Source organism: Arthrobacter sp. TE12232, from assembly GCF_054062615.1.
This window is the reverse complement of the sequence record NZ_JBSSFK010000001.1, coordinates 2,556,515-2,571,337: the sequence shown is the minus strand read 5'-3', so window position 1 is coordinate 2,571,337 and position 14,823 is coordinate 2,556,515. Positions and strand designations below refer to the sequence as shown.

General features: G+C 65.8%; 11 protein-coding genes. 6 read left to right on the top strand and 5 right to left on the bottom strand.

The genetic code is table 11. The features are described 5' to 3' along the window. Positions 1-38: 38 nt before the first annotated feature. On the top strand, positions 39-815 hold the full coding sequence (locus ACVWZ7_RS11410) for an ABC transporter ATP-binding protein (protein ID WP_456507900.1): 777 nt from the start codon (positions 39-41) through the stop codon (positions 813-815). A 33-nt stretch (positions 816-848) separates the two neighbouring features. On the opposite strand, the gene ACVWZ7_RS11405 is transcribed toward ACVWZ7_RS11410, so the two are convergent. The 5 genes from ACVWZ7_RS11405 to ACVWZ7_RS11385 all read right to left on the bottom strand — a co-directional run bounded on the left by ACVWZ7_RS11405 (position 849) and on the right by ACVWZ7_RS11385 (position 6,964). Then, positions 849-2,297, bottom strand: coding sequence for a phytoene desaturase family protein (locus tag ACVWZ7_RS11405; RefSeq protein ID WP_344364944.1), 1,449 nt, complete (start codon positions 2,295-2,297; stop codon positions 849-851). Continuing rightward, complete coding sequence (locus tag ACVWZ7_RS11400) at positions 2,290-3,759, bottom strand: glycosyltransferase family 87 protein (RefSeq protein WP_456507899.1); 1,470 nt, start codon at positions 3,757-3,759, stop codon at positions 2,290-2,292. Before ACVWZ7_RS11400 ends, ACVWZ7_RS11405 begins: the two co-directional genes overlap by 8 nt. Positions 3,760-4,029: 270 nt before the next feature. Next, on the bottom strand, positions 4,030-4,251 hold the full coding sequence (locus tag ACVWZ7_RS11395; RefSeq protein WP_344364948.1) for a hypothetical protein: 222 nt from the start codon (positions 4,249-4,251) through the stop codon (positions 4,030-4,032). A 649-nt stretch (positions 4,252-4,900) separates the two neighbouring features. After that, positions 4,901-5,485: a histidine phosphatase family protein gene (locus ACVWZ7_RS11390; RefSeq protein WP_175460367.1), complete on the bottom strand. Its 585-nt coding sequence runs from the start codon at positions 5,483-5,485 to the stop codon at positions 4,901-4,903. Then, entirely contained in the window at positions 5,486-6,964 is a 1,479-nt protein-coding gene (locus ACVWZ7_RS11385; protein WP_456507898.1) for a CCA tRNA nucleotidyltransferase, read from the bottom strand. 171 nt (positions 6,965-7,135) lie between these two features. Between ACVWZ7_RS11385 and ACVWZ7_RS11380 the strand changes: the two genes are divergently transcribed. The 5 genes from ACVWZ7_RS11380 to trxA all read left to right on the top strand — a co-directional run bounded on the left by ACVWZ7_RS11380 (position 7,136) and on the right by trxA (position 13,187). Next, positions 7,136-7,684, top strand: a complete 549-nt coding sequence (locus ACVWZ7_RS11380; RefSeq protein WP_456507897.1) for an NUDIX hydrolase — start codon at positions 7,136-7,138, stop codon at positions 7,682-7,684. Between the two features lie 60 nt (positions 7,685-7,744). Next, positions 7,745-9,811: a murein biosynthesis integral membrane protein MurJ gene (gene murJ, locus ACVWZ7_RS11375; RefSeq protein WP_116766467.1), complete on the top strand. Its 2,067-nt coding sequence runs from the start codon at positions 7,745-7,747 to the stop codon at positions 9,809-9,811. Between the two features lie 171 nt (positions 9,812-9,982). Further along, positions 9,983-11,602 carry an ABC transporter substrate-binding protein gene (locus ACVWZ7_RS11370; RefSeq protein ID WP_456507896.1) on the top strand — a complete coding sequence of 540 codons (1,620 nt, stop codon included), beginning with the start codon at positions 9,983-9,985 and terminating at the stop codon, positions 11,600-11,602. Positions 11,603-11,863: 261 nt separating this feature from the next. Next, positions 11,864-12,820 (top strand): thioredoxin-disulfide reductase, encoded by a 957-nt coding sequence (trxB, locus tag ACVWZ7_RS11365; RefSeq protein ID WP_456507895.1) that lies wholly within the window; start codon positions 11,864-11,866, stop codon positions 12,818-12,820. Between the two features lie 40 nt (positions 12,821-12,860). After that, on the top strand, positions 12,861-13,187 hold the full coding sequence (gene trxA / locus ACVWZ7_RS11360) for a thioredoxin (protein ID WP_091248528.1): 327 nt from the start codon (positions 12,861-12,863) through the stop codon (positions 13,185-13,187). Positions 13,188-14,823: the final 1,636 nt, after the last annotated feature.

Sequence of the window (14,823 nt, the reverse complement as noted above, 5' to 3'; positions counted from 1 at the left end):
ACGCCCCGGCCCGTTATATTCCCAGAAAGGCATATCTGATGCATTCCACCCTGAACAACCCTGTCCGGAACAATACCGCCCTGAACCTTGTCAACGTCACACTGGAGTATCCGGACGGAGACGGCACCCTCAAGGCCCTGGATGATGTGAGCCTCAAGGTTCACGCGGGGGAGTTTGTCTCCTTGATTGGCCCGTCGGGGTCCGGCAAGTCGTCCCTGCTGGCCGTCGCCGCCACCCTGGTCCGGCCCTCCGCCGGCCTGGTGGTGATCGACGGACAGGATGCGGGCGGGCTCTCCGACGCCGGACGGACGGCACTGCGCCGGGACAAGATCGGCATCATCTTCCAGCAGCCCAATCTCCTGCCCTCCCTCACCGCGGTGGAACAACTGGTGATCACCCAGCGTCTCCGCGGAGGGGCCGCCCGCGCGGGGGCCGACCGCGCCGCGGGACTCCTGGAACGCGTCGGTCTCGGACAGGCCCTCGCGAAGCGGCCCCACCAGCTATCCGGCGGGCAGCGCCAGCGCGTCAACATTGCCCGGGCGCTCATGGGAAGCCCTGCGGTGTTGCTCGTAGACGAGCCGACGGCGGCCCTGGACCACGACCGCAGCGAGGCGATTGTCAGGCTGCTGCGGGAGGTTACGGACGAGTTCGGCGTGGCGACCGTCATGGTCACCCACGACACCGACTTCGTGCCGTTCACGGATGCCGTGGCAAGCATGCGCGACGGACGGCTTTCGGCCCCGCGCCCGGCGGCGGAAAACACGGCGACGAGTGGGGACGACGCCGCGGCCGTGGAGGTGCCGCACTTGGGATAGCGCCTCGTGTGGGCCGGGTTAACCGGGTTGGGGCTAGGGGACCCGGTGGCCGAGGTCCGGGACGCCTAGCCCGAACATGTCCTTCAGCGCATGGCTCGCCGCGTGGAAGCCGGGCATCCCTGTGACCCCGGGGCCCGGCGGGGTGGAAGACGAGCACAGGTACAGGCCGGGCAGCGGTGTCCGCCAGGGAACGCGGCTGAGCACGGGCCGGCGCAACATGCCGCGAAGGTCCATGCGGCCGGCACTGAAGTCCCCGCCGACGTAGTTCTCGTCATACGCTGCCAGCCCGGCGGCGGTCGTCACCTTGAACTGAATAACCAAGTCGCGGAATCCGGGCGCGAAGCGCTCCAGCTGCGCCATCACAGCCTCGCTCATGTCCACCGTGGAGCCCGACGGAACGTGGCAATAGGTCCAGAGGATGTGCCGGCCAGCCGGAGCGCGGCCGGCATCGAAGCGTGAGGGCTGGGAGACCAGCACGTACGGCCGGTCAGGATGCCGGCCGGACGCAACCTGGTTCTCCGCGTCGGCAGTCTCCGCCCGGGTGCCCCCCACATGGACCGTCCCGGCATCGGCAAGGCCGCCAGCCGCCCACGGAACCGGCCCGGAGAGAATGAAGTCCACCTTGCAGGCCGCGTTCCCGAAGCGGAAGGCCTTCAGGGCACGCCGGTAGCCCGCCGGGAACATGTCCCCGGCCAGGCCCAGCAGCGCGGGGGGCGCCACATCCAGCAGGGTGGCCCGGGCCGGGGGCAGCTCGGCGAGCGAACTGATCCGCTGCCCGGTCTCGATAACTCCGCCGTGGGCTTCGATGTCGGCGGTCAGCGCCCGGGCAATCGCGGCCGATCCGCCGTGCGGAACGGGCCAGCCGCCGACGTGCCCCAGGGCACCCAGCATCAGGCCGGCGCCGGCGGCGGTCACCGAGGGCAGCGGTGCCACGGCGTGCGCGGCGGCGCCGCTGAGCAGGGCCGGGGCCAGGTCCTCCCGGAACCTCGCATTCCACAGCCGCGACCCCTGTTCGAGCGTCCGGAAGCCGAATGCGGCGGCTGCCGCGGGGTGCCGCGGAATCCGCAGCAGCTGGTTCAGGGTCAGATCGGCCACTCCCTCCACCCCGCGCACGAGCGGGGCCATGAGGCGGCGGTAGGCGGCGCCGTCTCGGCCGAGTTCAGTAGCCGTGCGCTCCAGGGAGCGGTATGCCAGCGCCGCGCGGCCGCCGTCGAGCGGGGACCCGTAGGAGACGTCCGGTACCGCGAGGGTCACCCGCCGGGACAGCTCGAACCGGCGGAAGAACGGCGAGGCCAGGACCATCGGATGCACGGCCGAACAGACGTCATGGAAGTGGCCCGGTTCCATGAGTTCGGCGGTGCGCAGTCCGCCGCCGGGGGTGGGCGCGGCCTCGAACACCCGGACCTTGAGCCCGGCCCGCGCCATGGTCACCGCCGCTGCCAGCCCGTTAGGGCCGGCACCGACGACGGCGACGTCAGTCACCTGCTGCAGCCTTCTGCCACGGCAGCAGGGACGCCGCGGGTCGGCGGAGATCCAGCCGCAGCCAGTCCGGGGCGCCGTTGAAGGGGCCGCCGTGGGGATCATCCACGCGAAGCCGCCGGATGACATCCGAGGACGGATCCCAGATGTCCCAAGCGACACGAACCATCAGGTAGCCGGTGGCAAGCATGTGGGCAACCACCGCCAGGACGTAGTACGGCATATCGATGTTGTGCTGTGTGGAGCCGCCGCTGGTGGCCTGCCCGAGGTACATCCAGATGGCGCCCCAGTGCAGTGCTTCGATGGCCTGCCAGATCAGGAAGTCCCGCCAGCGGGGCCGTGCGAGGGCGATCAGCGGGATCAGCCACAAAACGAACTGGGGCGAGTAGACCTTATTCGTAAGGATGAAGGCCGCCACGATCAGGAATGCAAGTTGCGCGATCCGCGGCCGCCGCGGTGCTGTCAGGGCGAGTACCGCGATCAGGACGCAGGCCACGAGGAACAGGTCCAATGCGAGGGAGTTGATGGCTTCGGCCTGAAGCTGGTTCCAGCCCAGGCGGCCGGCCACCAGGTTGAAGGCAAACCACGGTGAGCTGTAGCCGGCCGGACGCTCCTGCGTGAATTGGTAGAAGTATTTCCAGCCGTCCGGATTCGCGGCGGCCACGGGAACGTTGACCACCAGCCAGGCTGCGATCGCGGCACCGGCAGTAATCACGAGCGCCCGGATGCGCCCGGTCCGCAGTGCAAGCAGCAGGACGGCGCCGAGAATCAACACCGGGTAGAGCTTGGTGGCCGTGCCCAGGCCGATGAAGACTCCGGCGAGGATCAGCTTGTTGCGGGAAAAGAAATACATGCCAAGGGCCAGCAGGCACACTGCCCACATGTCCCAGTTGATGACGCCCGCCAGGACTATGCCGGGGGCCAGGGCAACCATCGCCGCGTCCCAAGACCGCCGCCGGTTCGTCCGTGCCGTGGCCAGGACCGTGATGATCCAGACGGCGGCGATCAGGGTGGCGTTGACGTCGAAGTACCCCAGTACCCTCGGGTTCCCCGTACCGGCGCCGGGCACCAGGAGCGCCGTGGCGCCTGCGATGAGTCCCATCAGCACGGGGTACTCAAAGAGAGCCCCCTGGGTGATGAACGGGAAAGCGCCGTCGCCAAGGCCCCGATTGCGGAACAGCTCCGGAAAATCCGAGTAGCACGTGGCGTAGAACTGTCCGGGGGTTTCCCAGCCGTTGGTGCGGCAGTAGTTCTTGAGGACAATGCCGGTCATGGCGGCGATGACGGTGAGGATCACGAGCACGCGGTCCACCGTGAAGAATCCGGGCGAAACGATCCCGGGCGCCGAGCGGTGCCCCAACGGGCCGCCTACCAGTTCCGTGAAGTTTCGGAGAAAAGGGTCGCTGCGGCTCGGGATGACCAATCGGACCCGTTTGCGGTGTTCCGGCGCCTTTGTCTCCTGCATGACCTTGAGCTTACCGGGGGCCGTTGCCGCTCGCCGCGCTCCGGCCCGGCCGGCACGTCGGTTCACTGCCAGAGCCGCGCCGGAGGCGCCCGCGGAGGGGCTTAAATGAGGGAGCCCGTGCGTCGCCGCACGGGCTCCCCGGGGTTCGGTTCCGATGTCAGCCATCAGCTCCTCCTTCGCTGCAGACAGTCCTGCCGGTCCGTGATTTCATCCCGGCGATTTCATCCCTGTACGGGACCGCGGCGGAAGCGTCCGGTCTTCATCGGGGGGTCAGCGGAAGAGGCCGGCCTGGTGAATGGCGAGGAAGACGTCGTCGCGCTTCTGGTCAAGGAGTTGCCCGTTGAAGCGTGTTGACTCCTTGCGGGTCGGCTTCCTGGTCAGAAACAGGGCCTTGTAGAGCTTGGTCATCATGGTGGTCACCTCCTCTCGAGGCTTGATCGGTGCGGCCGCGCGGCGGGTGCGGCGGACTGGGGCGGTGGTTGCTGTGGTCACGGAGACCCTTCGGTCGGGGAACCGCCGGCCGGCCGGGGCGCAACGGAAATGGCCGGGCCAAACGGACGGGCGGCAGTTATTGGGCACAACAAATAAAGCCATATGTGCATTGAATTCGAATAGCACCGTCCGGACACAACAATTAAGCGTGAAATTCCGGAGCTTTAATTTGAGTCGGAATTCCCCGGGTGCGGAGAGATATTCGATGGAGAATGGCCCTGGACGCGGTGGTGCCGCAACCCCAACAAGAAGCTGGGTTCCGAACTATGGGGGCGCTGCGCAACCGCGTGGTTCCGCCTGTTCAGGCTGAGGTCAAAAGGCTTCCCCTCAGGGAAGCCCGCTGCCGCCGTCCCCAGGCTGCGTTACCGGGGAGGGATGGGCGGTTAGGAGACGGTCAGTCCAAAATTTGGGCGCGGTACAGCGAACGAGGCCGGGGTGGCGGTGGTGGAGTACATCCATCCGCTAGTCAAAGTAATCATCATTTCCCAACCTCCTTTTCTGTCCTGCCGTGGCTCCGGCTGACTGGCCGGGCGACGTGCGCCGTGACCCTGGCAAGTCGCTCTGGGGTCATGAATAAAAATACACTACGAATACGGCAGTTGCCTACCGAATTCATAAAGTTTTTTGAAGTTTATTTTGTTAAGTGAATTTAGAGGCCCCAGCGCACGATTGCCGGCGTCTTCTTATCCCATCCCAGCGTGCACACTTTGGCGGTCCCCAACACGAAATGCCGTCCCTCGTGGGGGTCCAGTCCGAGCCAGCGGGCGGTCAGGATGCGGGAGAAGTGTCCGTGCGCGACGATCAGCACGTTATCCAGGCCCGATTCCAGCACGCGGGCCACGATCTTGTCGGCGCGGGCGGCGACGTCGTCAAGCGCCTCTCCGTTGGGGACGCCGTGCGTCCAGATCAGGTAGTCGGGGTTGTCCTTGCGGATGAGGTCCGAGCTGATGCCCTCGTAGTCGCCGTAGTCCCATTCGACCGCCAGCGGCTCCAGCTGGGCGTCGGGGTAGCCGGCGAGTTCGGCGGTCCGGCGCGCCCGGCGCAGCGGCGAGGTAAGCACGAGGTCAAAGTCGACAGTCTCGAGCACCCTGCGCGCCTCCACGGCCTGCTGCTCGCCTTCCACCGTGAGGGGCATGTCGGTGAGCCCGGTGTACTGACCGCTTTTGGACCACTCGGTTTCCCCGTGCCGCAGGATCCACAGTTGGGGGCGGGGGCCGTTGGAAGGTGCAATCACTTAGGACTCCTCGGTGGTGGAAGGTTCGGCGCCGGCGGGCGCCGCCTCGGGCTGGGCCGCCCACCATTCCCGCAAGCGGGATTCGGCGACGGCGGGATTGAGCGGACCGTGCTCCATGCGTTCTTCCAGCAGGAATTTGTAGGCGCGTCCCACGACCGGGCCGGGCCTGAGCCCGAGCAGGGCCATGATCTGGCCGCCGTCCAGGTCCGGGCGGACGGCGTCGAGGGATTCCTGTTCCCGCAGCGCCGCAATCCGGTCCTCGAGGTCGTCGTAGGCGAAGGACAGCCGGTCCGCCTTGCGCTGGTTCCGGGTGGTGACGTCGGAGCGGGTGAGCCGGTGCAGGCGTTCCAGCAGGGGCCCGGCGTCGGTGACATAGCGGCGGACGGCGGAATCGCTCCAGCCGGCCTCGCCGTAGCCGTAGAAGCGCATGTGCAGCTCGACGAGCCTGGCGACGGCCTTGATGGTGTCGTTGTCGAAGCGGAGCGCCTTCATGCGCTTGGCGGTCAGCTTGGCGCCCACCATGTCGTGGTGGCGGAAGCTCACGGCGCCGCCCGGTTCAAAACGGCGCGTGGCCGGTTTTCCGACGTCGTGCATGAGAGCGGCGAACCGCAGCACAAAATCCGGGCCGGGAACCGGGCCGTCTGTCCCCGTCTCCAAGGCTGCGGCCTGTTCCAGCACCTGGAGCGAGTGCTGGTAGACGTCCTTGTGGCGGTGGTGTTCGTCCGATTCAAGGCGCAGGGCCGAGACTTCGGGCAGCACGAGGTCGGCGAGTCCGGTGTCCACCAGCAGGTCCACGCCGGCCCGCGGGTGTGCCGCGCAAATGAGCTTGGTCAGTTCATCACGCACACGCTCGGCCGAGATGATGCTGATCCGCTCCGCCATCCGGGCCATCGCCTCGCGGACGTCCGGGTGCACCGAGACTCCGAGCTGGGCCGCGAACCTGGCGGCGCGCATCATGCGCAAGGGGTCGTCGGAGAAGGACGTTTCCGGCGGTCCCGGTGTGTTGAGGACGGAGGCGTGCAGGTCGCGGACGCCGCCGAACGGATCCACGAGCTCCAGCATGGGCAGCCGCAGCGCCATGGCGTTGATCGTGAAGTCCCGCCGCAGCAGGTCATCCGTGAGCGACGTTCCGAAGGCCACCACGGGCTTCCGGGATTCAGGATCGTAGGCGTCGGCCCGGTAGGTGGTGATTTCAATCTGGAAATCGCCCTTGCGCATTCCGATGGTGCCGAAGGCGCGCCCGATCTCCCAGTAGTTGTCTGCCCATTTCTTGATCAGGGCGACGGTCTGGTCCGGCGTGGCGTCGGTAGTGAAGTCCAGGTCGGGGGAGATCCGGCCGAGAAACAGGTCACGGACGGGCCCTCCCACGAGCGACAGCTCGTGGCCGGCGTCGACGAAGCGCTGCCCAAGCTCCAGAACCACCGGACCCACCTGGAAGGCAACGGTGTGGGAGTCAGTCTTGTGATGTGCGTGCGCCATAGTTACTTAAGCTTGTCAGAAATCCGCGCCAGCACCACACCGGAGCCTTCCGGGATCCGCCTGGTTCGTCACGATTGCGGACGAACCACCGCAAGCCCAGTTTTCCAGCAGTCCATTTTCCGGCCATGTTTAGGTCATCAACAGCGGGCAAGAGTCGTTAGAGTGGACATCATGGCCCATCCCGTACCGAGCGCTCCCGGCAGGAGGACAAACGCACCGTTGCCGTCGGCAATAGGTGCCAATGTCGCGCCCGTCCAGCACTCGGGCCAGGCTTCCCTTCCCACCGTGGAGGAAATCTCCGCCGGCGGCGTCGTTGTGGACATGTCCGACGCCGAACTCCGGGTCGCGATTATCGCCCGCCTCAACCGCGGCGGCCGGCTCGAGTGGTGCCTGCCGAAAGGGCACCCGGAAGGCAAGGAAAGCAACGAGGAAGCTGCCGTCCGCGAGATCGCCGAGGAAACCGGGATCGAAGGGAAAATTCTGGCGCCGCTGGGTAGCATCGACTACTGGTTCACCGTGAGCGGGCACCGTGTCCACAAGACTGTGCACCACTACCTCCTGCGCGCCACGGGCGGGGAACTGACCATAGAAAACGATCCGGACAAGGAAGCGGTGGACGTCGCCTGGGTTCCCATCCAGGAACTGGCGCGCAAGCTGTCCTTCCCTAATGAGCGCCGCATCGCGGATCTGGCCAAGGAAGTCCTCCCGGCGGACCGCTGAGGTCCCGGAGCGGCCGGTCACGGCCCCGGATAGCGACTAATGCCCCGCGCGGGTGAGACGATGAAGACGATGTCATCAGCCAAACCCGCCCCCGTTCCCTCCGGCCCCGCCGATTCCAAAGCTGTCCAGTCCGGAGAAGCCCGTTCCAGCGCCATCATGGCCGCGGGAACGCTCGTTTCGCGTTTTCTGGGCTTCGCCAAGACGTGGATGCTGGCGGCCGCCCTGGGTCTGGGTTCCACCGTCAATGACACCTTCATCAACGCCAACAATCTCCCCAACCTGATCTTCCTGCTGGTGGCGGGCGGGGTCTTCAACGCTGTTCTGGTGCCGCAGATCATCAAGGCCAGCAAGGCGCCGGACAAGGGAGCGGACTATATCAGCCGGCTGCTGACCCTGGCGGTGCTGGTGCTGCTGGTCCTCACGCTGGCGATCACGCTGCTGGCGCCGTCGGTCATTCAACTGACCACCCAGGGCTACTCGCCGCAGCAGAAGGCCCTCGCGGTGTCATTCGCGTTCTGGTGCCTCCCGCAGATCTTCTTTTACGGCCTGTACGCCCTGCTCACCCAGGTCCTCAACGCGCACGGCGCCTTCGGGCCCGCGATGTGGGCGCCGATCGTTAACAACATCGTGGCGATCGCCGGGCTGGGCATGTTCATCGCCATCATGGGGGCGAACGCCGTCAACCCCCACACGGTCGACAACTGGGGGTCCTCCCAGACCTTGCTGGTAGCCGGGTTCTCCACTATCGGCGTCGTCGCGCAGACCGCCATCCTGCTCATTCCCGTGTTCCGGCTGCGCCTGGGCCTGCGGCCGCGCTTTGGCTGGCGCGGGGTCGGGCTGGGCCATGCCGCGAAGCTGAGCGTCTGGACCCTGGCGACGGCCGCCGTCGGGCAGTTGGCGTTCCTTTACGTCATGCGCATCGCAACGATTCCGGGCGGGGAACGGCTCCGCCTGGCACAGGCCGGGGACCCCGCGGCGGAAAGCATCCCGGGCAACGCCGTGCTGGAGGTGGCCAGCCAGCTGTATCTGCTGCCGCACTCCATCATTGCGCTGTCCCTTGCCACGGTGTTGTTCAACCGGATGACCCGGGCGTCGCAGGACGGCGACCGGGCTGCGCTGCGCAGCGCGCTCTCCCACGGGCTGCGGACCATGGCCGTGGCAACCGTCTTCGGCGCGCTGGCGCTCTTCGCGTTGGCCGGGCCGCTGGGCATGTTCTTCTCCGGCGGGGTGCGTCAGGACGGCGTCATGCTGGCCCAAACGCTCACCATACTGGCTCTCAGCACCCCCTTCATGAGCGCCAACTTCATGATGTCGCGGGTCTTCTACGCCAACGAGGACGCCCGGACACCCTTCTTCATCCAGCTGGTCCTGGCGCTGGTCAACGTGGTGGCCGCGTTCGTGATCCAGTTCCTGCCGTTTGATCAGATCATCTTCGCCATCGCCATCCTCTATACCGGCGGCAATATCCTCTCGGTGATCGTCAGCGCGATCTTCCTGCGCCGGCTCCTGGGCCATCTGGACGGCCCCCGCATCGCCAGCTCCTACATCCGCATGGGCTACGCGGCCCTGGGGTCCGCCCTGGCCGGAGCCGTGGCCCTGTGGCTGCTGGGCAGTTACAACCCGGACGGCTTCGCCTGGAGCGACCGGATCGCCGCTCTGGTGACGATCGTCGTCGTCGGCCCCGTCATGCTGGCCGTATACTTCCTGTTGCTGAAAATGTTCCGTGTGACCGAGCTCCAGGACCTCCTGCAGCCGCTCCTTGGACGGCTCCGGCGCCGGGCAGCCCCGGCAGAGCAGGGCACCGAGCCCCGCGCCCAAGGGGCGGCGGAGGTGCGGAGGGTGCCGGAGCGGGCCACCGTCTCGGTGGACACCGGCCTGATTCCGCGAATTTCCGGCGAGTTCGATGCCGCGTCCTTCCGGGCCGGTCCCGACATCCCGGATGAAGATACGTTCCCCTACAGCCGCCAAGCCGGTCCGGAAGGCGGCTACCTGCCGGCCGAAGACCTGCCCAGCACCGCGCAAGGCGGTTTGGGCCGGGGCGACGTTCCCCTGCCGGGGCGCCGGACCTATCAGGGACCGGCCGGTCACAACCCCTATTTCCCGTTCAACCGGAAAAAGAAAAAATGAGCCCGGCTCCGTTTCAAACCGCCGTGCTCACGCGGCCCGGACAGAGCATCGGCTAGGATCGAAGACTAACAAGGGGAGTTGCGGACCAGCGGTCAACCGGCTTGCCGGAGGGCACAGGGTCGCTCACAGAGTGACCACGTCGGCAGGTCCCGGACAGTCTAGGAGGAGCCCGTGTCCCACCCGATCGATGTCGGATCAGTACTCGGTGGCCGCTACAAGGTCACTGCCACTGTACTGACCTCACATGACCAGGATCTGGTGCTGGACGGTGTGGACCAGGTGCTCAACCGTCCCGTGAGCATCCTCGTCGCCGGGCCGGGCAACGCCGAGCAGGTGGCCCAGAGCGCCCGCGAAGTGGCCACGGGCGAACGGCCGGGCAGCGTTCAGATCCTTGACCTCGGCGTCAGCGATGCCACCACGTATCTGATCACCAACCACACCTCCGCGGCGGATCTGCTGGACCTTGTGGTGTCCTCCAACCCGCCGTACATCGAGCCCTTCTTCACCGATACCCTGGGCAGCGAGATCTTCGGGCAGGCACGCTCCCACGAACCCGAAACGTATGACGGACTCTACGACGACGAGGAAGTCGACGCCGGGTACATCAATTACGGGCACACCCAGCCGGTCGCAGGACACCAGCCGGCGCCCCCGGCCGCCCCGGCCGCCGGAATGCCGTCCCGCCCCGCGTCCGCACCCTCGTCCGGCGCTGCAGCAGCGGCAGCCGCCGGAGCCGCGGCCGCGGCCGCCAGGGCTCCCAAGGCCCCAAAGACTGCGCCGCAGGAGACTGCTGCACACCACGCCAAAGAAACAACGGCGCCCCAGCCCGTCCAGGAGAGCGCAGCTCCCCGCCCTGCCGAGCCGGCAGCGCCGCAGCCCCCAACTGCCGCGGCTCCCAAGGTCTCCTTGTGGTCCGACGACGACTACGCCGGTACCGATCAGCAGGGCAACGGAATTCAGCAAGGCGTCGAAGACCACCAAGACAGCGGTGACCACCGCGGCGCCGCCGCAGCCGCCTCCGCCGGACTGGCCGGAACCGGATTCAACAGCGCGGACCGCGCTCCTGGCAACTTCCCCGCCTCCGCCCGGTCCGCCGTGGACGAGGACGAGTACGTGGAGTACGACGACGAGCCCCGCCGGGAGCCTCGCTCCATGCGGTGGCTGGTTGGCGGCCTACTGGCTGTCGTCCTGGTGGTGGTCCTCATCTTTGCGGTCACCAATCTCGGCAGCCTTTTCAAGAGCAGCCCCCAGTCGAACGCCGGGTCCTCCTCCTCGTCGTCGACCAGCGCGCCGGAACAGTCAACGGGACAACCTTCGTCGACCGCCAGCGAGGCGCCCGCGGCCGGGCCGCCCGTCATTCAGGACGTGACGCGACTGGGCAACTTCGACTTCGCCGGCAACTACGACTCCGACCTCGTGAAAACCTTCGACGGGAACGGCGCGAGTTACTGGTCCGACATGGAATTCGCCACGGAGGACTGGGGTGGCCTTGCCTCCGAAGTTCCGCTCGTCGTCAAGCTGAAGGGCCCTTCCAAGGTCTCTTCCGTCACTCTGAGCCAGCTTGGTGCGTCCGGCGGCAACATCAGCGTCTACACCAACGACCGTCCTTCCCTGGATGGCGCGAAGCAGGTCGGCAGCAACAGCTTCACCTCGCCGGACCTGACGATGCCGCTGCCGGAACCGGTCACGGCGCAATACGTGATCGTGTCCATCAAGACGCTTCCCAAGCTCGCCGCTCCCAAGACCCGTTATGGCTACGGTCTCCGCCTGGCCGAGATCAAGGTGCAGTAACGGACACCGTGCACTAGCGGGTGCAGTGCGCTAGCGGACGCAGTGCACTAGGGGACACCGTTCGCTAGGGCACACCGTGCAGTAGCGGGCCTGTCATCCGGGCGCCTTCTCCGGCCTCGACCTCGCCAAACCGGTACCCTGAGTAGTGGCGTCGCTCCGTGACGCCCATGTCGGCCGGAATATTCAATGCCCGGCAATAGTTGTGCCATGTGGCCGGCCATCGAGGCGGGCGCATCGACAAAGGAAGAGGTTCACCGTTCAGTGAGCAACGCAGAAAACACTGCCTCCGAAGTACGTGATGTCATCATCGTCGGCTCCGGCCCGGCGGGCTACACCGCAGCGGTGTACACGGCGCGCGCGAACCTGAAGCCGCTGCTCCTGGCAGGCTCGGTCACCGCCGGCGGCGAACTGATGAACACCACGGACGTGGAGAACTACCCTGGATTCCCCGAAGGCATCATGGGTCCGGACCTCATGGAGAACTTCGAGAAGCAGGCTGCGCGCTTCGGCACGGAGATCCAGTTCGAGGACGTCACCGAGCTGGACCTCGATGGCGAGATCAAGACGGTGACCATCGGCACGGGGGAGACCTTCAAGGCCCGTTCCATCATCCTTTCCACCGGCTCCGCCTACCGCGAGCTCGGACTGCCGAACGAGAAGCGGCTGTCCGGCCACGGCGTTAGTTGGTGTGCAACCTGCGACGGTTTCTTCTTCAAGGATCAGGACATCGCGGTCATCGGCGGCGGCGACTCTGCCATGGAAGAGGCGCTGTTCCTCACCAAGTTCGCCAAGTCCGTCACTGTGGTGCACCGTCGCGACGCCCTCCGCGCTTCAAAGATCATGGCCGACCGTGCTCTGGCCCACGAGAAGATCAACTTCGTGTGGAATACCGCCGTCGAAGACGTCCTTGGACATGACAAAGTCACCGGATTGCGGTTGAAGAACCTGGTAGACGGCACGGAAACTGAACTGGCCGTGACAGGCGTGTTCGTGGCAATCGGCAATGACCCCCGAACGGACCTCGTCAAGGGCAAGCTCGAGTTGACCGCAGAGGGAACTATCGCCGTCGACGGCCGCACCTCGAAGACCAGCATCCAGGGTGTTTTCGCTGCCGGCGACGTCATTGACCCGACCTACCGCCAGGCCATCACCGCCTCGGGTTCCGGCTGTGTGGCGGCTCTCGACGTCGAGCACTACCTGGCAGATTTTCACGCCTAAGACGGCGCGCAGCAACCAACCGAAGAGAGAGACAAAGGTCATGAGCAACGCAAAAGACGTAACAGACGCCAGCTTCAGCACCGACGTACTGGCCTCCGACAAGCCGGTCATTGTGGACTTCTGGGCCGAATGGTGCGGCCCCTGCCGCAAGCTCGGCCCGATTCTCGACGAGATCTCTGTGGAGTACAGCGAAAAGGTTGATGTAGTCAAGGTAAACGTTGACGACAACCCGGCCATCGCCGCCGAGTACGGCATCACGTCAATCCCGGCTGTCTACCTGTTCCAGGGCGGCGAGGTCAAGAGCACCGTCATCGGCGCCCGACCCAAGCAGTTCTTCGAGAAGGAATTCGCGGACGTCCTGTCCTAATTCCGGCTCGGCTTCACCGGTAGTTTCGCAACTAGCTTCTTGAGGGACTTGCTGAGGCCCGAGCAGCTCGGGGCGTAGTGTCCGGTTGGCTCGTGGTGACCCCCGCTTCTGGCGGGGGTCACTTTTTTGCCCGGGTGCCGGTCACGGCTCTGGTCGCTTGCCATGGCTGCCGCTGGCCGAGGGGAGTGGGCTCGGAGGGACGAGTGGGTGCGCCCGGCCGATTGGGATGTTCTCGATTGAGAGAGGCGTCCTCGTTGAGGTGTCATCAGTCTTACTGAGTTGCCCAATCATTTGGTTTTTCAGGAAGCGGGCCCTCCTCACCAGCGTTCGGCAAACCGTGATCGAGCGGGGTCCGGTGGCGGAATTTCAGCCCATCACCGGCCACGCGAATTCTTGGAAACCGACATTTCGGGGAATGTCGACGGGCCTCCTGGGAATGCACCTGCGTTTCACGTGAAACATTGGCTGCTCGCGTGCCGGCGCGTGGCCATCGCATACTCCCTAGTGGCTCCGTCCGGAGCGTCCTATACATTCACCAATCGCAACAGGCGATTCTGCCAAAATTCCAGCCACTCGGGACCCGAAACGGAAGCTCGCCAGAAGCGCGGATGTTTCACGTGAAACGTCGAGTGCCCGCAAGAGGCTCGGAGATGATCATCGTGGCTGGATTATGCACACGGCCCGCATTCCACGAACGGCAATGTAGTGAATGTGGATGATGCCTTTGAACCTCGCCGAGGTTGGGCGATGTTCTCTGCTGAAATCAGATTCCCTCTGACAGCACCGGTTGAGCGTTATTTGCTCGTAGATGCGCCGCGGGGAAGGCGTACGGAACGGCAGTGCGCCCGCTTCGGCAGTAGGCCCACAACGTAGCCCTGACGGAGGCACAGCCCGCTCGTCAGGTGCTGCCCGCCCAAACCGTGGTGCTAGGTACGGCCGCCGGCGCCCCGCAGGCGAGTTCATCAGCCGTGACGACCCTCCTGCCCACCGCAAGCCCGCCGCCACCCCTTCAATCGGTGCTGCCCTATCAGCCGGCGCTGACAGTGTTTCACGTGAAACATCCGTGAGGAAGGATTCAGTCTCTAGACGCAGGCCGTCCCGCCGTTCTATTCAAAGGGCCGAACCCATCCGAGCGTATGGTCTGGACCGAATAGAGGCGCCAAGCTAAGAAGGGCAGGCGTCATGTTTCACGTGAAACAACTAAGAAGAACATCGACACCTATGCGTAAATGATTGTGCACTATTACTTAAACCCCCGGCTGCCCCTCCGTGCGCTGAAGTTCGCCGGGGCCGTGCTTGTCGTCGTCTGTCGTTCGCCGTCTGACACACTCATGAAAGCGTCGAGCATTCAGGCTCCCTGTCGGCCGGGCTCCGACGGGATGGGGGACAGGGGTCTCTGGAGCACCTGGGCTCCTCGCTGAATCCCGGTTGGCCCTCATCCAGCCCAAGCCTGATTGGCCCCGGTCCAAGATTCCACGCGAAGCCGTGACTACAAGTCACCCTGTTGGCGGCGCACTGGTCTTTCCACACTGTTCCCTAACGGCCCGGCAGCCTTGGCGTCGCCGTTTCACGTGAAACATTCTGCACACACCGCGCGACAGGCTGACTCAGGCCGGGCGGCAGCGCGCGCTGGCGC